The organism is Enterococcus sp. SMC-9, from assembly GCF_021011285.1.
GTDB classification, from domain to species: domain Bacteria; phylum Bacillota; class Bacilli; order Lactobacillales; family Enterococcaceae; genus Enterococcus_C; species Enterococcus_C montenegrensis.
Genome location: NZ_JAILYE010000003.1, coordinates 1 through 17793, shown reverse-complemented (window position 1 = coordinate 17793; position 17793 = coordinate 1). Strand labels below are relative to the sequence as shown.

General features: G+C 38.4%; 14 protein-coding genes. 13 read left to right on the top strand and 1 reads right to left on the bottom strand.

Annotation, left to right across the window (positions count from 1 at the left end; translation table 11 throughout):
- Positions 1-278: 278 nt before the first annotated feature.
- From pth to K4422_RS04925, 6 genes are all read left to right on the top strand, one after another.
- A complete protein-coding gene (gene pth, locus K4422_RS04950) occupies positions 279-842 on the top strand; it encodes an aminoacyl-tRNA hydrolase (protein ID WP_230709543.1) in 564 nt (187 codons plus the stop codon).
- Positions 843-1109: 267 nt separating this feature from the next.
- The gene (mfd, locus tag K4422_RS04945) at positions 1110-4643 is read left to right on the top strand and encodes a transcription-repair coupling factor (RefSeq protein WP_230709542.1); all 3534 of its coding nucleotides are present in this window, start codon (positions 1110-1112) and stop codon (positions 4641-4643) included.
- 108 nt (positions 4644-4751) lie between these two features.
- Positions 4752-6359, top strand: a complete 1608-nt coding sequence (locus tag K4422_RS04940; RefSeq protein WP_230709541.1) for a putative polysaccharide biosynthesis protein — start codon at positions 4752-4754, stop codon at positions 6357-6359.
- A gap of 18 nt (positions 6360-6377) precedes the next feature.
- The gene (locus K4422_RS04935; protein WP_206902539.1) at positions 6378-6641 is read left to right on the top strand and encodes an RNA-binding S4 domain-containing protein; all 264 of its coding nucleotides are present in this window, start codon (positions 6378-6380) and stop codon (positions 6639-6641) included.
- Between the two features lie 78 nt (positions 6642-6719).
- On the top strand, positions 6720-7178 hold the full coding sequence (locus K4422_RS04930; protein ID WP_396139787.1) for a septum formation initiator family protein: 459 nt from the start codon (positions 6720-6722) through the stop codon (positions 7176-7178).
- Positions 7179-7221: 43 nt separating this feature from the next.
- Positions 7222-7671, top strand: coding sequence for a S1 domain-containing RNA-binding protein (locus K4422_RS04925; protein ID WP_206902538.1), 450 nt, complete (start codon positions 7222-7224; stop codon positions 7669-7671).
- Between the two features lie 67 nt (positions 7672-7738).
- Here K4422_RS04925 and K4422_RS04920 read toward each other — a convergent pair whose 3' ends face one another.
- Positions 7739-8260: a helix-turn-helix domain-containing protein gene (locus K4422_RS04920; protein WP_230709539.1), complete on the bottom strand. Its 522-nt coding sequence runs from the start codon at positions 8258-8260 to the stop codon at positions 7739-7741.
- A 292-nt stretch (positions 8261-8552) separates the two neighbouring features.
- Here K4422_RS04920 and tilS point away from each other — a divergent pair, with 292 nt between their 5' ends.
- The 7 genes from tilS to lysS all read left to right on the top strand — a co-directional run bounded on the left by tilS (position 8553) and on the right by lysS (position 17396).
- Positions 8553-9929: a tRNA lysidine(34) synthetase TilS gene (gene tilS, locus K4422_RS04915; RefSeq protein WP_230709537.1), complete on the top strand. Its 1377-nt coding sequence runs from the start codon at positions 8553-8555 to the stop codon at positions 9927-9929.
- Between the two features lie 36 nt (positions 9930-9965).
- Positions 9966-10511, top strand: coding sequence for a hypoxanthine phosphoribosyltransferase (gene hpt / locus K4422_RS04910; protein ID WP_206902535.1), 546 nt, complete (start codon positions 9966-9968; stop codon positions 10509-10511).
- A gap of 160 nt (positions 10512-10671) precedes the next feature.
- Complete coding sequence (gene ftsH, locus K4422_RS04905) at positions 10672-12807, top strand: ATP-dependent zinc metalloprotease FtsH (RefSeq protein ID WP_230709535.1); 2136 nt, start codon at positions 10672-10674, stop codon at positions 12805-12807.
- Positions 12808-12902: 95 nt separating this feature from the next.
- Complete coding sequence (locus tag K4422_RS04900; protein ID WP_206902533.1) at positions 12903-13400, top strand: LURP-one-related/scramblase family protein; 498 nt, start codon at positions 12903-12905, stop codon at positions 13398-13400.
- A gap of 431 nt (positions 13401-13831) precedes the next feature.
- The gene (gene hslO / locus K4422_RS04895; protein ID WP_230709533.1) at positions 13832-14719 is read left to right on the top strand and encodes an Hsp33 family molecular chaperone HslO; all 888 of its coding nucleotides are present in this window, start codon (positions 13832-13834) and stop codon (positions 14717-14719) included.
- Positions 14712-15722: a tRNA dihydrouridine synthase DusB gene (dusB, locus tag K4422_RS04890; protein ID WP_230709531.1), complete on the top strand. Its 1011-nt coding sequence runs from the start codon at positions 14712-14714 to the stop codon at positions 15720-15722. Before hslO ends, dusB begins: the two co-directional genes overlap by 8 nt.
- A 174-nt stretch (positions 15723-15896) precedes the next feature.
- On the top strand, positions 15897-17396 hold the full coding sequence (gene lysS, locus K4422_RS04885) for a lysine--tRNA ligase (RefSeq protein WP_206902530.1): 1500 nt from the start codon (positions 15897-15899) through the stop codon (positions 17394-17396).
- Positions 17397-17793 lie beyond the last annotated feature (397 nt).

Here is a 17793-nt window from a genome sequence, read left to right as displayed (position 1 = left end):
TTTTGTGAGCACTTACATTATTACAAAAGTTTGTTTTAGTTTGAACAATGGATTTTAGTGGGAATATCTCTAAAAAAAGCTAAAGAGCGCTTGCAACTTTTAGCTAATCTGTAAGTTTGTGTTATAATACTAAAACAATACAGTTAATAAAATTTTTTAATTAATGTGCAATTAACGAAATAGTGAGCGTAGCTAACTTGATTGCAAAACTAGACTAGGGGATAATTTGTCGCCTGGCCTTTTGGCGTGTTTTAGTTAAAGTGAAATGAGGAATAATAATGAAGATGATCGTTGGCTTGGGAAATCCTGGGTTGAAATATGCAAAAACAAAACATAATGTCGGCTTTATGACAATTGATCGTTTAGCCCAAAAGTACAACGTTACGTTTAAACGCAACAACTTTGAAGCTGAACAAGGAGAGCTTTTTCTTGATGGTGAAAAAATTATTTTAATTAAACCCCAAACTTTTATGAATGATTCTGGTAGAGCTGTGGGACCTTTGATGACGTATTTGGGTGTTTTACCCGAAGAGTTAGTGGTAGTATATGATGACTTGGATTTAGCGGTAGGGAAAATTCGTTTACGGCAAAAAGGCGCATCTGGTGGCCATAATGGAATTAAGAGCATTATAACACATTTAAAAGGCAGCCAAACTTTTGATCGAATTAAAATCGGCATTGGTAGACCGCCTCAAAATATGACAGTTGTCAATCATGTACTAAGTCCTTTTTCACAAGATGATTTACCATTGATTGAAACCAGTATCGACCATAGTGTCGCTGCTTTAGAAGAATATTTTAAAACAAATGATTTTATTAATACGATGAATAAATTTAATTAATAAAAACAAGATTAACTGAGTAGCTAGCGCAGCAATAAAAAAAGCGTCTTTAGTGACCGAACTCGTCACTTAAAGCCTCTTTATCTTATTGCTCGCTAGCAAAACGGTTATTTAAAACATCTTAATGAAATCGAGTTTTAAACAACCTGCCAGCTCCACAATAAAAAAAGCGTCTTTAGTGACCGAACCCGTCACTTAAAGCCCCTTTATCTTATTGCTCGCTAGCAAAACGGTTATTTAAAACATCTTAATTTAGGAGGTAAAAATATGGATTTGCTTGGTTTGTTTGATAAGGTACCGCAGATTGGCCAATGGCAAGAACAGTTAGCCCAAAAGAGTAAACGGCAATTGTTAACTGGCCTTTCAGGTTCGGCCAAAACACTGGCGCTGGTCAGTACATTAAAAAAATTGCAAAAATCAATTTTAGTCATTACGCCGAATTTGTATTATACCAATCAATTAGTTGAAGATTTGCGTAATGTAACAGATGCTGTTTTTGCCTTTCCAGTGGATGAAGTCCTATCAGCAGAAATGGCTTTTGCCTCACCAGAAGCAAAAGCAGAACGGGTGCAAACATTAAATGCTATTTCCCAAAATGAATTGGGAATTTATGTTATGCCAGTGGCGGCGTTGCGAAAGTACTTGCCTACGCCTAAGACGTGGCGTGACTATCAATTGCATTGGCAAATTGGTGATGAGTTAGATTTAACAACTTTACCAGCGCAGCTGGTTTTAATGGGGTATCAGCGGGAAAGTATGATTGCTAAACCCGGCGAATTCAGTATTCGTGGTAGCATCATAGACATTTATCCTTTACATGCAGAATATCCGGTGCGGGTGGAATTATTTGATGTTGAAATTGATTCCATGCGCTATTTTGACGTGGAAACACAACGTTCTCTAGGGAATGTAGACCATGTTTTGATCAGTCCAACCAGTGAGCTGGTTTTTACTGACCTTGAGCTCAAAACAGGTGCCAAAAATTTAAAAATAGCTTTGGAAAAACGTTTAGCAGTCACCAGAGAAAAAACAGATCAAGAGTTTTTAAGTGAATATTTTGGTCAACTGCAAAATGAGTGGTTGAAAGGCGAGCCAGGAGAAAATGTCAATTTTTATCTTGATTTTCTTTATGAGCAGCCAACGACGATTGTGGATTACTTTGCAAAAGACACGCTTTTAATGGTAGATGATTATCCCCGCATCATGGAAACCAATCGTGAAATTGAGCGAGAAGAAGGGGAATGGCAGGTTCAAAAAATTAGTGAGCTGCGCGTCTTTAGTGAACAAAAATTTGGCGTAGACGTGCACCAGTTCTTCCAAAAGGAAACATTTACGACTAGCTTTTTTGCATTATTTCAAAAAGGGATGGGAAATTTACGTTTTGGCGCGATTTGGAATTTTCAATATCGGCCGATGCAACAGTTTTTCAGCCAAATGGGTCTATTAAAAGCCGAGTTAGAACGCTGGGAAAAACAGCAGCAGACGGTTTTATTTTTAGTAGCAGATGAAGAAAGAGCACAGAAGTTGAATCATAATTTCCGTGATCATGAAATTTATGCACCGGTGGCCAAAGGGGATAAATTAATTACCGGTCGCAGTCAAATCGTGGTCGGTAGCTTGCAAAGCGGTTTTGAAATGCCGCAAGATCGTTTAGTCGTTGTGACAGAAAAAGAGATTTTTCAAAAAGTAAAACGAAAACGCGCGCGGCGTCAAACAATTACCAATGCCGAACGATTAAAAAGCTATAACGAATTAAAACCAGGGGACTACGTTGTTCATGCTAATCATGGGATTGGGAAATATATCGGCATGGAAACCTTGGAAGTCGATGGCGTTCATCAAGATTACATCACGATTTTATATCAAAACGACGATAAGCTCTTTATTCCCGTTACGCAATTAAACTTGATTCAAAAATATGTTGCTTCAGAGTCCAAGACCCCTAAAATTAATAAATTAGGTGGTAGTGAATGGAGTAAAACAAAACGAAAAGTCTCCGGTAAAATTGAAGATATTGCCGATGATTTAATTGCCTTATACGCAAAAAGAGAAGCAGAAAAAGGCTTTGCCTTTGCACCAGATGATGCGTATCAAAAACAATTTGAAGATGCTTTTCCATATACGGAAACAGATGACCAGCTTCGCAGCGCTGCTGAAATTAAGCGAGATATGGAAAAAGCAAAACCGATGGATCGCCTGCTGGTGGGGGATGTTGGGTTTGGGAAGACCGAAGTAGCGCTACGGGCTGCCTTTAAGTCTATTAAAGAAAGTAAACAGGTTGCCTTTTTAGTCCCTACCACAATTTTAGCGCAACAACATTATGAAACGATGCTTGATCGTTTTGAGGGTTTTCCAGTCAATATTGGTTTGCTTAGTCGTTTTAGAACGAAAAAACAACAAGCTGAGACACTGGAACAAATTCGCACCGGGCAAGTGGATATTGTAGTAGGAACGCACCGCTTATTGTCCCAAGATGTGAAATTTTCTGATCTAGGATTATTGGTCATTGATGAGGAACAACGTTTTGGTGTGAAGCACAAAGAACGTTTGAAACAATTACGTTCTCAAGTGGATGTTTTGACCTTAACGGCGACACCGATTCCCCGCACGTTGCACATGTCCATGTTAGGGGTACGGGATTTATCGGTCATTGAAACACCACCGGAAAATCGTTATCCTATTCAAACCTACGTGATGGAAAAAAATCCTGGCGCGATTCGAGAAGCGATTCACAGAGAACTAGCCCGAGATGGTCAAATTTTTTATTTGTACAATCGAGTGGAAACGATTGAAAAAAAAGTCGATGAATTGCAAGCTTTAGTCCCAGAAGCCCGGATTGGTTACGCCCATGGTCAAATGACAGAAATTCAATTGGAAAACACGTTGTTAGACTTTATTGAAGGGCAATATGATATTTTAGTCACCACGACGATTATTGAAACAGGAGTGGATATTCCAAACGTCAATACGTTGTTTGTGGAAAATGCCGACTACATGGGTTTATCTACTTTATACCAATTAAGAGGGCGCGTTGGTCGGAGTAATCGGGTAGCTTATGCGTATTTCATGTATGAACCACAAAAGATTTTAAATGAAGTAAGTGAAAAGCGACTCCAAGCGATTAAAGATTTTACTGAACTAGGCTCTGGTTTTAAAATTGCAATGCGAGATTTATCGATTCGAGGCGCGGGTAATTTATTAGGTGCCCAGCAGCACGGCTTTATTGATGCGGTTGGTTTTGATATGTATTCGCAAATGTTAGAAGAAGCTGTTGCCCGCAAGCAAGGTAAAAATATTCAAAGCCAAAAAACTTCAGTGGAAATTGACTTGGGGATTGACGCTTACTTGCCGGGTACGTATATTACTGACGAACGCCAAAAAATTGAAGTATATAAACGGATTCGTGAATTAGAAAACGAAGAGCAATTGGATGAATTGCAAGATGATTTGTTGGATCGTTTTGGAGAATACCCGGATGAAGTTGCCCATTTATTGACGATCGGTCAAATTAAAATGGACGGCGATCGCGCTTTATTGGAAAGTATTCGCAAGATTAATCAACAAATTAAAGTAACGTTAAGTAAAGTTGGTACAAAAACGTATACAGTCGAACAATTATTCGAAGCGTTGTCTGTGACCAAAATGAAAGCTGCAATGGCGGTAAGTAACGACAAAATGACGATTACATTAACCATTGGGCAAAAAATGACGCAGGCTGTCTGGCTTCATGAAATTCAAGAATTTATTAAAGCGTTACGAGAAGAAAAATATAAGCGCGCGATTGTACCTGAAACGAAATAACTTAGCAAAGTTTAAAATTACTTTATTTTAAGTAAAGAAATGCAGATCAGATGTTCTTTCATAGCAAATTGAGGCACACTAAAAGAGCAAAAAGCAAGAGGTGAGAAGATGAAGGCAGAAAATGCCAAAGAAAAAGTAAGTCAAATGCAAAAAATGATGCAAGGCGCCTTTGTGCTAACTGCCGCTTCTTTTATTGCCAAAGTATTAAGTGCGATTTATCGCGTTCCCTTACAAAACTTGGTGGGAGACAAGGGCTTTTACGTGTACCAGCAAGTATATCCTATTTATGGTTTGGCGATGACCTTAGCGCTATCGGGACTGCCCCAATTTATCTCCAAATATATCGCAGAAATAAATGGTGTCAAAGAACAAAAAAATGCCATTCAAAAATTAATTCCAGTCGTATTTTACTGCGGGCTAATCTTGTGGGGAGTGACTTTTTTTGGTGCTGGTATTATTGCACTTTTAATGGGCAATGAGCTGTTAACCCCGTTAATTATGATTGTATCGTTCACCTTTTTATTGATGCCTTTTCTCGCTTTTTATCGTGGTAACTTTCAAGGGCAACTGCAAATGGTTCCCAGCGCAGTTTCCCAAGTGGTGGAACAATTTGTTCGCGTCGGTGTCATTATTGCGGCAGCGCTTATGTTTCAAGCTGGCATTTTAGATGTCTATGAAACCGGTACGCTTGCTATGAGTGGCGCTGTTTTTGGCGGACTGTGGGCTGTGGTATTGCTCGTTTATTATCAAAAGAAAATCAGTGGCGTCAGTTTGAATTTACTAAAGGATTTTCATTTTGGTAAAATTGATAAGAAATTAGTGCGGCGCTTTGTGGTTGAAGGCGGCTTGCTGTCGATTTACACGGGGTTTTTGATTTTGTTTCAATTAATTGATTCTTTTGTCATTGCCAATGAATTACAAAATTTTGGTTTTAATCAAACGAACGCACAAATTGCTAAAGGAGTATATGATAGAGGACAGCCCATGGTACAATTAGGTTTGGTAGTGGCTGCTGCCTTAAGTTCTACTTTTTTACCAGCCTTAACGAAATATCTAGTTGCCCGGAATCATAAGTTGTTTCAAAGTTCAGCCAAAATTTATTTGCGCCTGACAACGAGTATTTCACTGGCTGCTTCTTTTGGGTTGGCGCTGGTCATGCCTTCTTTAAACTATGCTCTCTTTAAAGATCAGGCCGGTAACGACGTCTTACAAGTTTTTGTTTTTTCTGTCTTTTTAATGGCAGTCATTCAAGCTTATCAAGCAGTCGCCCAAAGTCAAAATCATTTTCGACCGGCTTTAAAAGCGGCGATTGTAGGCTTAGTGGTGAAATTTGCCACGACATTAATTTTGACCGCCACAATGGGAACGTTAGGGGCCAGCGTGGGGACGATATTGGGTTTAGTGGCGACTTTGTGGCGTCTCATTCAAGCTGAAGATCAAGTGATTAATCGTTTTTGGCGTGAGCGTTTCTTTCTAAAAAAAATGATAAGCAGCTTATTAGTTATGAGTGGAGCTGTGGTGCTATTTTATTTTTTAGTGGCTCTTTTTGGCGGATTCCAAACGCGTTTTGGAGCACTTGTAGTGACTATTTTAGCGGTTGCAGTAGGGGTTTACGCCTTTTTAAAAGCTGCGATACGCTTTGATTTGTTGACACTAAGAGAATGGCTAATGTTGCCTTTTGGTAAAAAATTATTACGTTTAAAAAAATCTAAATAAAGAAAACGAGGGAAAAAGATGCGTTTAGACAAATTTTTAAAAATTTCACGGATCATCAAGCGGCGTTCTGTCGCAAAAGAAGTAGCGGATAAAGGTCGCATCCAAGTAAATGGCAAGCTGGCCAAATCTTCTAGTACGGTTAAAGTTGGCGACCAGGTCAAAATTGGTTTTGGAAATAAGACCTTAGAAATTAAAGTCTTAAAATTACATGAGTCCACCAAAAAAGAGGATGCTGCTCAAATGTATGAAATTATTAGCGAAATAAGAAACGAAAATGTCTAGAAATTCATTAGACAAGCCTACTTTAAGTTGCTATAATTAATTTTGGATTATCCAATTTGCGCAAGGTAAGGAAAGGACGTGACAGACGTGATAAATGGCCGCAATCAAAATGTTGAACAACTTGACAATGAATATGTCAAAAAACAAATTGCCAAATATCAAGAACAACATCGGAAGGTTGTTTTTAAACGTCGTCGTTTAACGTTACTTTTAGTCATTACCTTTTTGATTTTTGCTTTTGTCGGTTTCCAACTTTTTTCAGATCATCAACGTTTGGTGAAATTAGAAGCGATAAGACAAGAAGCTCTGGCAGATAATAAGGTAGTAACAAACAATGTCGACCAATTGAAAAAAGAAGTCGCTTTGCTAAAGGATGAAGACTATGTGGCAAAACTTGCCCGCAGCCGTTTTTATTATTCTAAAGACGGTGAAAAAGTTTATCCTATCGCTGGAAATAATCAAAGCAATAAACAAGAAGACGCAAAAGTGGAAAAAGCCATTGATCGGACGAATGGGTCATCTACTGCTGAAGAGTAGTAAATATAAATTTCAGGTTTAAACTAGGAGGAACAAATCTTTTATGTCAATCGAAGTAGGAGCTAAGCTGCAAGGAAAAGTGTCGGGGATTACAAATTTTGGTGCTTTTATTGATTTGGGTAACCGTAAAACTGGTTTGGTGCATATCAGTGAAGTATCAGATGGCTTTGTCAAAGACATCAACGACGTTTTAAAAGTCGGAGATGAGGTAACAGTGTTGGTAACATCTGTTGGTGATGACGGCAAAATTGGGTTATCCATTCGCAAAGCAGTAGATAAACCACAAGCAGAGAAAAAGGAATTCAAAAAAGAACCAAGTCGTCGCCCAGCTCCTAAGAAACCATTTTCTAAAGGACCTAGCGTAAGTGCTAATAAAAAAGAAGACTTCGATTCATTGATGAGTTCATTTTTAAAAGACAGTGATGATCGCCTATCTTCACTTCGTCGTAATACAGAAGGCAAACGTGGTGGCCGTGGCGGCCGTCGCAGCTAAAAAACTGTACCGCAAAATTATTGCGGTACAGTTTTTTTCTTAGCTCAATTGATCATTTTTTATCAGGCTAGAATAATAGGGAAGCAATTATTAAGGCAAATAAAAGGATAAGGGATAACAACATGCCTGCACTAATAATAGGGTGACTATTTTTGAAAAATTGCCAAGCTGTGGTGTTAGTAGTTGCTAATTGCTTTGTAAAATAAAACAATACCAGCATGTTTAAAAGCATACCTAAAGACAAGCAAACCATGGCAAATAAAGATAATTTACCAAAAAAATTTTGCGTAACAAAAGTTAGACCGAAAATAATATTTGTTACCCAACTAATAAGAAAGTATTTCTCCGCTATCTTTGTTGCCTCGATTTTCTTAATGTTTTCTACCACATTTGATCCCTCCAATAATAGATTATCAAGTGATAAATGAAAAAGTTTGGCTAAAAGAATCAGGCTATCAATATCTGGAGTGGTTTTATTGTTTTCCCAATTTGAGATCGTTTTTGTTGAGACAAAAATTTGCTCAGCTAGCTGTTCTTGTGTCAATTTGCGGGCTATTCTTTTTTCTTTTAATAAATTTCCTATTTCCATTTATCTACTCCTATAATTTACCCACAGGTAGGTGTTGTTTCCATCCAATATATTGCAGATCATACAATAAGTCACGAGTAAAAGATTTCTAATCCACAAGCTTAGTGAAAAATTGACTAGAAAAATATTACAATTCTGATTTTAAGGCACTTTATCGATGAAAGGAATGCGTTACTTTTCTTTTTTTGCTGGATACTGTTACTTCTTATTTTGCCGCAATCGTGTAAAATAGAAGGTAACAGCAAAAGACGCAACCAGCGATAAAAGTGTTGGTGCCTAAAGAAGGAGAAAGATGGAACGAGAATTTGAACAGTTGGGGAATAAACAAGCCTTTTGGCAACAAGGCAGTCGAATATTATTAGCGGTTTCTGGTGGAGCAGATTCTTTTGTGTTGCTACGTTTAATGGCAAAAATGAGTCGAAAATATGATTTTTCCATCGGAGTTGCCCATACTAATCATCAACTAAGACCAAGTTCAGCCAAAGAAGCGCAGAATTTGGCTCAGTATTGTAAGGAACACGCCATTTCCTTTTATGAACGAAAATGGGAGGACGTTCCTCATGCCGGGGTAGAAGAAGCGGCACGAAGGTTTCGCTATGCTTTTTTTACTGAACTGATGCAGGATTATTACTTTGACACATTGATGACTGCTCACCATGCAGATGATCAACTGGAAACTATGCTGATGAAAATGATTCGAGACGGCCAATTGAAAAATGCAATGGGAATTAAAGCGCGCCAAGCTTTTGCTGGCGGCAAATTAATTCGTCCCCTTTTACCCTACAGCAAAGAAGAGATTTATGATTATGCTAAAAAAGAAGCGTTGCCGTATTTTGAAGATGAAAGCAACTACTATTTAGATGTGCAGCGAAATCGAATTCGTCAACAGATAACGCCGCTTTTAAAAGCAGAAAATCCCCAAATTTTAGCGCATTTTCAGCAATTATCCCAACAGTTGATTTGGGCAGAAGAAATTATTGAAGACAAAATGGCAGCTTGGGTTAGCGCAAATGTGACGCAAATAGAGCAGAGTTTAAGTTTTAAGGTTAGCGCCTTTTTGACCTTACCAATAAGAGAACGTTATTTTACCTTGCAGTATTTGGCTCAAAAACTAAAACGCAGTTGTGAGGTGACCATTACTGAAGAAAACTTGCAACGCATTTTGGCGCTTATGAAATCAGACAAAGCCCAATGGCAATTGGATATTGCAGCAACGTGGCAAGTTTTAAAAATGTATGATGAACTGACGATTGGCAAAAAGCCAACTGTTAATAAGGCGCAAACTTTTCATTTTAAAGTAGGCGATAGTGGTTTTTTGTCTGAAAATGAATGGCTAGCTATTGTTTCTGTAGATGAAAATGTTAATCTTCCCGAAAAAGTCAAACTTTGGTCAGAAATCAGTCAACCTTTGGCATTAAACTTCCCCAATGAGGTGATTATTCGAAAAAGAGTGGATGGGGATCGCATTCAACTAAAAGAAAGCTTACGCAAAAAGGTTAGCCGCATTTTAATTGATAAAAAAATTCCCAATGATAGACGGGAAAAAACGTGGGTTGTGACAGATACGAACAATCAAGTCTTGGCAGTGCTACCAATTGCCTTTTCTTATTTGAGTATTGCTGTAGAAACTGATAAAATACACTACAGACTGCTTTATAAATACCAATAATCTATCCATTGGTGATAGTAAAATAAGGAGACAGACATGTTAGCAAAAGATATTGAAAAAGTGCTTGTATCACGAGAAGAAATCAACGCCCGCTGTAAGGAACTAGGAGAAGAATTAGCAGCAGAATACAAGGATAAAAATCCCCTTGTGATCGGTGTTTTAAAAGGTTCAATTAATTTTATGGCGGATATTTGCCGTGAAATGGACTGCTATTTGGAATTAGACTTTATGGATGTTTCAAGTTATGGCAACGCTACTGTATCTTCTGGTGAGGTTAAAATTTTAAAAGATTTAGATACAAATGTTGAAGGCCGGGATCTATTAATAGTAGAAGATATTATTGATAGTGGCCGGACGTTAGCTTATTTAGTCGATTTATTTAAATACCGCAAAGCCAATTCAGTCAAAATCGTAACATTATTAGATAAACCTGAAGGCCGCGTAGTAGATATTGAAGCGGATTATGTTGGTTTTGATGTGCCAAATGAATTCGTCGTAGGCTATGGCTTAGACTATATCGAACAATACCGCAACCTACCCTATGTAGGCGTTTTAAAACCTAGCGTTTACGAATCAAATTAATCCGCTAAATGAAATGACTTGTGATACAATAAAATGGTCAGGATTGATAAAAATCACACAAACAATATTTGAAGGACCTTTTTTAAACGGAAAAGAGTTGTTTTAAAATAACGATTTTTCAAAAAAAAAAAAGACTTTCGATTAATTAAGGAGGGCAAGCATGAACAAAAAAGGTAATAATGGTATGTTAAAAAATACCTTATACTATGTACTCGTGCTTTTGGCCATGATTACGGTGGTTTATTTCTTATTTGGAAATAATAGCCAACAATCGCCAGATATCGAGTACTCTACTTTCCGCCAACAACTATCTGACGGTAAAGTGAAGTCATTTAGTGTACAGCCGGTGAATGGTGTTTATAAAATTACCGGGGAATACAAGGACAAACAAAAAGTAGAAAACAATAATGGGTTAACCGTTTGGGGCGAAACAAGCAGCGAGTCAACGCACTTTGCCACAACGATTTTACCAAACGATAATACATTGAAAGAAGTTACTGCACTAGCGGATCAAGAAGACGTGAAAACAGTAATTAAAGAAGAGTCCAATAGTGGTCTTTGGATTTCTCTTCTAATGACCTTCTTACCACTTGTGATCATCATTTTCTTCTTTTACATGATGATGGGACAACAAGGTGGCGGCGGTGGCGGTGGCGGCCGTGTTATGAACTTTGGCAAATCAAAAGCCAAAGAAGCTGACAAAAAAGCCAATCGGGTTCGTTTCTCTGACGTTGCCGGTGCCGAAGAAGAAAAACAAGAACTAGTCGAAGTAGTTGAATTCTTAAAAGATCCACGCCGCTTTGTTGAATTAGGCGCAAGAATTCCTGCTGGTGTGTTATTAGAAGGACCTCCCGGAACTGGTAAAACATTACTTGCTAAAGCCGTAGCAGGCGAAGCTGGCGTACCGTTTTATTCCATTTCAGGTTCTGACTTCGTTGAAATGTTCGTCGGTGTCGGAGCATCTCGGGTAAGAGACTTGTTTGAAACTGCGAAGAAAAATGCACCTGCGATTATCTTTATTGATGAAATCGATGCTGTTGGTCGCCAACGTGGCGCGGGTATGGGAGGCGGTCACGATGAACGTGAACAAACCTTGAACCAATTACTCGTTGAAATGGATGGTTTTGATGGCAACGAAGGCGTTATCGTTATCGCTGCAACAAACCGTTCTGACGTATTAGACCCAGCGTTATTACGTCCAGGTCGTTTTGACCGTCAAATTTTAGTTGGTCGTCCTGACGTTAAAGGTCGTGAAGCAATTTTACGTGTTCATGCCCGGAACAAGCCGTTAGCTGACGATGTTGATTTGAAAGTTATTGCCCAACAAACGCCTGGTTTTGCCGGTGCTGATTTAGAAAACGTCTTGAACGAAGCTGCTTTAGTAGCTGCTCGTCGGAATAAGAAGAAAATCGATGCTTCTGATATTGATGAAGCAGAAGATCGCGTTATTGCCGGTCCTGCGAAAAAAGACAAAGTAATCAGCAAACGGGAAAGAGAAATGGTGGCTTACCACGAAGCCGGACATACGATTGTTGGTTTAGTTCTATCTCGTGCTCGTATTGTTCATAAAGTAACGATTATCCCACGGGGTCGTGCTGGCGGTTATATGATTGCTTTACCAAAAGAAGATCAAATGTTAATGACCAAAGATGATATGTTTGAACAAATCGTTGGGCTTTTAGGTGGACGGACTGCTGAAGAAATAATTTTTGGTGTGAAATCCACAGGAGCATCTAATGACTTTGAGCAAGCGACAGGTCTTGCCCGCAGTATGGTAACTGAATACGGAATGAGTGATAAATTAGGTCCGGTTCAATATGAAGGCAATCACCAAGTCTTTGTCGGTCGTGATTATGGTCAAACAAAAGCTTACTCTGAACAAGTAGCCTATGAAATTGACCAAGAAGTACGTCGTATCCTAAATGAAGCGCACCAAAAAGCGCATGAAATTATTGAAGCGCACCGGGCGCAGCATAAGTTGATTGCTGAAAAATTATTAGAGCATGAAACATTGGATGCTAAAGCCATTAAATCCTTGTTTGAAGAAGGTAAAATGCCAGCAGGAACAGAAACAAAAGAGTATCCTTCTGAAAAAGCACAAACCTTTGAAGAAGCTAAACGCGCATTAGAAGAAAAAGATGCGCAAAAACAAGCCGAAGAAAAACAAGATTTTGAAGAAGCAAAAGACTACTTCGATGCTGAAGCAAAAGAAGCAGAGTTCCATCCAGAACAAGAAACAAAAGAAGTTCAAGATGAATTGAAACAAGAAAAAGATGAAACAGACAAAGATGCATAATCTTATGTTTCATAAGACGTGATAGTTTTTACTATTGCGTCTTTTTTTCATATAATGAAGCGAATTTATATTAAATAAAGAAATGAGGAGTCTGTGTGAGAAAGCTTTATATCAAACAAAAAGTGTTTAGTATTGGTGAGAAATTTAACGTGACCGATGCCGACCAAGAACCTTTATATCATGTCCAAGGTAGTTTTTTGAAAATTCCAAAGCAGTTCACGATTTTTGATCGCAATGATCACGTTATCGGTGAAATTACCAAAAAAGTTTTAGCGCTTTTGCCTCAGTTTACAGTTATGATTGATGATGAGGCGGCCATTGTGATTAAAAAGGAATTGACTTTATTTAAAGCGCGCTACCATATTGAAGCAGACGGAATTAGTGTGCAGGGAAATTGGTGGGATATGGACTTTGAAGTTGTAAAAGATGGTCTGCAAATTGCAGTTATCAATAAACGCTGGGTTTCATGGGGAGATACGTATGAAGTCACAGTTTTTGATGAACGTTATGAAAAACTAATCGTTGCTTTAGTCGTAGCAATTGATTGTGTCAAAGCAGATGACAATGCAGCGGCATCTTCTGCAAGTAGTTAAGCTAGTGGCGGTGAAAGAGGCTTCTTATGGCAAGAGGTCTCTTTTTTTGTCAGATAAGAAAATATAAGTTTTTTTCACCAGTAAAAACATTACAGCAGCCGTTATAACGATGTCTGGTTTTGTAAACTCGCTTAATCGCCAATAAGCAAAAATTTTATTGCGTCTAAGCAGCGATGTATCGAAATTTTAGTTTTATGGCTTAGGCTTGAAGGATTTCTTCAGGTGTTTTTTGCAAGGGGATGACAAGAGTGAAAAAGTACAGGGAGTTTTTTCATACTTTTTCTTAATTCAATCTGATAAAGTTGAAAAAAATGCAACTTCCTTGTATGATTCAGAAATGAATGCCAAGTCAGTTGCAGGTTGGACTGTCAGCAAGTGAAATTTATCTTTTAACTTGCCACGCAATTATTAAACGACAAAGGAGCAAAATCATGAGTGATTATTTAATTAAAGCATTGGCTTATGGCGGTTTAGTCCGAGCATATGCAGTAGATGCTACAAAAACAGTGACAGAAGCCCAAAAACGTCACGATACATGGAACACGTCTTCGGCTGCATTAGGTCGTACTTTAGTAGGAAGTTTATTATTAGGGGCTACTTTAAAAGGTGACGATAAATTAACGGTTAAAGTAGAAGGAGATGGTCCTGCTGGGGCGATTGTGGTGGATAGTAATGGTTATGGCGATGTAAAAGGCTACATTAAAAATCCGCACTTAAGTTTACCCCTTAACGAAGCTGGCAAAATTGATGTACGGGGAGCAGTCGGGACAAAAGGGATGTTCACCGTTATTAAAGACTTGGGATTAAAAGAACCATTTTCTGGTCAAACGCCGCTTGTTTCTGGTGAATTGGGGGAAGACTTCACCTATTACTTAGCTGTTTCAGAGCAAATTCCTTCTGCTGTCGGTTTGAGTGTCTTAGTGGATACGGACGATAGTATTAAAACTGCTGGCGGTTTTATGCTGCAAATGATGCCGGGAGCTACAGATGAAATCATTACAGCTATTGAAACCAACTTAGCCAATATGCCACGGGTTTCTGATTTATTAGATGCTGGGAAAAAACCAGAAGAAATTTTAGATGCGTTATTACCTGACACTGATTTAATGATCCTAGAAGAAAAATCCGTCCAATTTAAGTGTGATTGTTCTAAAGACAAGTTTGCTGAAGCAATTATTGCTTTAGGACCTGATGAAATTAAAGCGATGATTGATGAAGACCATGGCGCTGAAGCAGTTTGTGCGTTTTGTGGTAATAAATATGAATACACGGAAAAAGACTTGGAAGCTTTAATGCAGGAGGCAGTAAAAAATGACTAATCAAACATGGAAAATCGGCAACGTGGAAATTCCTAATCGGGTTGTCGTAGCGCCAATGGCGGGGATTACCAATGCCGCATTTCGAGTAACGGTCAAAGAATTTGGTGCAGGCTTAGTAGTCTGTGAAATGATTAGTGACCAAGGAATTCATTTTCGTAACAAAAAGACATTAGAAATGCTTTACATTGATGAAAACGAACATCCTTTAAGCGTTCAAATTTTTGGTGGCAATAAAGATTCTTTAGTTGAAGCTGCGAAGTTTGTTGCTGAAAACACCCAAGCAGATATCATTGACATCAACATGGGGTGTCCGGTTAACAAAGTTATTAAAGCCGAAGCTGGTGCGAAGTGGTTACTAGATCCCAACAAGGTCCATGAAATGGTAGCAGCAGTAACAAGCGCAGTGAATATCCCAGTTACCGTTAAAATGCGAATTGGCTGGGACGATCAACACGTTTTTGCTGTTGAAAATGCGAAAGCTGCCGAAGCTGGCGGGGCGTCAGCAATCGCAATGCACGGTCGCACGCGGGTACAAATGTATGAAGGAAAAGCTAACTGGGATATTTTAAAAGAAGTTAAAAAGAACATTAGTATTCCTTTTATGGGTAATGGTGACGTGAAAACACCGCAAGATGCTAAAAGAATGCTAGATGAAGTCGGTGTTGATAGTGTGATGATTGGTAGAGCAGCATTGGGTAATCCGTGGATGATTCACCGTACCGAACGCTATTTAGCTACAGGTGAGCTCATTGACGAACCAACTCCAGCTGAAAAAATTCAAACTGCTAAAGTTCATTTGCAACGTTTAGTTGACTTAAAAGGTGAGATGGTAGCGGCAAGAGAATTTCGCCAACATGCATCCTATTACTTAAAAGGGATTCCGCGAGCAGCTAAAACAAAAGTAGCTGTTAATCAAGCAGAAGATCAAGCAACAATTGTCGCAATTTTAGATGATTTTGTCGCCAAAATACAAGGTGCGCAATTGGCCCACAGCGCACATTAATCTAAGTTTTTTTTCAAGCCGAAGCTGATTTTCGGCTTGCTTTTTTTTGGTTTCATTGGCATTATAAGGAAGAATAGACTAGAGAGTTATAGTAGTTGGCAATTTTTTTGGTTACAAAATTTAACTTGTAATGGATAAACCACTACTTCAACTAAAAAACAAGGAGGAAAACGCGTGACTGAGGAACAACAGCAACAGACACAAGAAGAATTGAACGATCAAATGCTGGTGCGTCGCCAGAAGATGGAAGCACTGCAAGAAAATGGAATCGATCCTTTCGGAAAACGTTTCGAACGCACTCACAATTCCGCAGAATTACATGAAATGTTTGATCAACGGACTAAAGAAGAATTAAGTGAAATGAACCTATCTGCTAGTGTAGCAGGTCGTATGATGACAAAGCGCGGTAAAGGTAAAGCAGGCTTTGCCCATTTACAAGACCGTGAAGGCCAAGTCCAAATCTATGTGCGTAAAGATGAAGTAGGAGAAGAAGCCTACGAATTATTTAAACATGCAGATCTTGGTGACTTTTATGGTGTCGTAGGTCAAATTATGAAAACTAACACGGGTGAAGTTTCAATCAAAGCGCGTGAGTTTATTTTATTATCAAAAGCATTGCGCCCGTTACCAGACAAATATCATGGCTTGACCAACGTAGAGCAACGTTACCGTCAGCGCTATTTGGATTTGGTAGCAAACCGGGAAAGTTTTGACCGTTTTACAAAACGTAGTCAAATCATCAGTGAAATTCGTCGTTACTTAGATGGTTTGGGTTATTTGGAAGTGGAAACTCCAGTCTTGCATAACCAAGCTGGTGGTGCTGCTGCACGTCCTTTTATCACACATCACAATGCATTAGATATGGACTTGTATTTGCGTATCGCATTGGAATTACATTTAAAACGTTTGATTGTTGGTGGAATGGAAAAAGTTTATGAAATCGGTCGTGTCTTCCGTAATGAAGGGATTGATACAACCCATAACCCTGAATTTACCATGATTGAAGTGTACACGGCCTACACCGATTATCGTGACGTAATGGATTTAACAGAAGGTATCATTCGGAATGCTGCACAAAAAGTTTTAGGTACAGGTAAACTTACTTATGACGGTAAAGCAGTTGACTTAGACACTGAGTTCAAACGCGTCCATATGTTAGATGCTATTAAAGAACAAACCGGTGTTGATTTCTGGCAAAAAATGTCTTTAGAAGATGCACGTGCTTTAGCTAAAGAACACAATGTTGAAATTACAGATGCTATGGAAGTTGGACATATCATTAATGAATTCTTTGAAACGTTTGTAGAAGATACCTTGATTCAACCTACTTTCATTTATGGCCATCCAGTAGAAGTTTCACCATTAGCGAAGAAAAATCCAGAAGACGGCCGCTTTACAGATCGTTTTGAATTGTTCATCGTTGGCCGTGAGTTTGCGAATGCTTTTACTGAATTAAATGATCCAATCGACCAACGCGCTCGCTTTGAAGATCAAGAAAAACAACGTGAAGCTGGTGATGATGAAGCTCATGGCGTTGACGAAGACTTCCTAGAAGCTTTGGAATATGGTATGCCGCCAACCGGTGGTTTAGGTATCGGGATTGACCGTTTAGTTATGCTTTTAACAGACGCACAATCAATTCGTGACGTATTATTATTCCCAACAATGCGCTAGAATTTCTAAGAGTTCTTGAAAACCAGTTTCAAATTGATTTTCAAGAACTCTTTTTTTTATGATTTACCAGCGAAAAACAAGTGAATAATAAAACTGAAAAAGCTTTATTCACGAATGATTATGATGTAGCAACTTTATATTAATCGGGTATACAAAAAAACAAAAAAATATAGATAAAATCGTTGACCTGATACGATTTAGTTGGTATATTATTACTTGTCCGTTAGCGACTTGGCTATTTTCAAAAGTCACAAGAAAAAAGTTTTGAAAAAAACAAAAAAACTTGTTGACAGCAAGCTAACTACTTGCTAAACTAACGGAGTTGCTTGATGAGCGGCGAACTTCTGAAATATCATTTCAAAAAGTTTTTAAAACTTTTTGAAAAAAACAGTTGACA

Excerpts from the sequence above, each read along its gene's own strand:
- pth (WP_230709543.1), top strand. The coding sequence starts at position 279 with ATGAAGATGATCGTTGGCTTGGGAAATCCTGGGTTGAAATATGCAAAA.
- mfd (WP_230709542.1), top strand. The coding sequence starts at position 1,110 with ATGGATTTGCTTGGTTTGTTTGATAAGGTACCGCAGATTGGCCAATGG.
- K4422_RS04940 (WP_230709541.1), top strand. The coding sequence starts at position 4,752 with ATGAAGGCAGAAAATGCCAAAGAAAAAGTAAGTCAAATGCAAAAAATG.
- K4422_RS04935 (WP_206902539.1), top strand. The coding sequence starts at position 6,378 with ATGCGTTTAGACAAATTTTTAAAAATTTCACGGATCATCAAGCGGCGT.
- K4422_RS04925 (WP_206902538.1), top strand. The coding sequence starts at position 7,222 with ATGTCAATCGAAGTAGGAGCTAAGCTGCAAGGAAAAGTGTCGGGGATT.
- K4422_RS04920 (WP_230709539.1), bottom strand. The coding sequence starts at position 8,260 with ATGGAAATAGGAAATTTATTAAAAGAAAAAAGAATAGCCCGCAAATTG.
- tilS (WP_230709537.1), top strand. The coding sequence starts at position 8,553 with ATGGAACGAGAATTTGAACAGTTGGGGAATAAACAAGCCTTTTGGCAA.
- hpt (WP_206902535.1), top strand. The coding sequence starts at position 9,966 with ATGTTAGCAAAAGATATTGAAAAAGTGCTTGTATCACGAGAAGAAATC.
- ftsH (WP_230709535.1), top strand. The coding sequence starts at position 10,672 with ATGAACAAAAAAGGTAATAATGGTATGTTAAAAAATACCTTATACTAT.
- hslO (WP_230709533.1), top strand. The coding sequence starts at position 13,832 with ATGAGTGATTATTTAATTAAAGCATTGGCTTATGGCGGTTTAGTCCGA.
- dusB (WP_230709531.1), top strand. The coding sequence starts at position 14,712 with ATGACTAATCAAACATGGAAAATCGGCAACGTGGAAATTCCTAATCGG.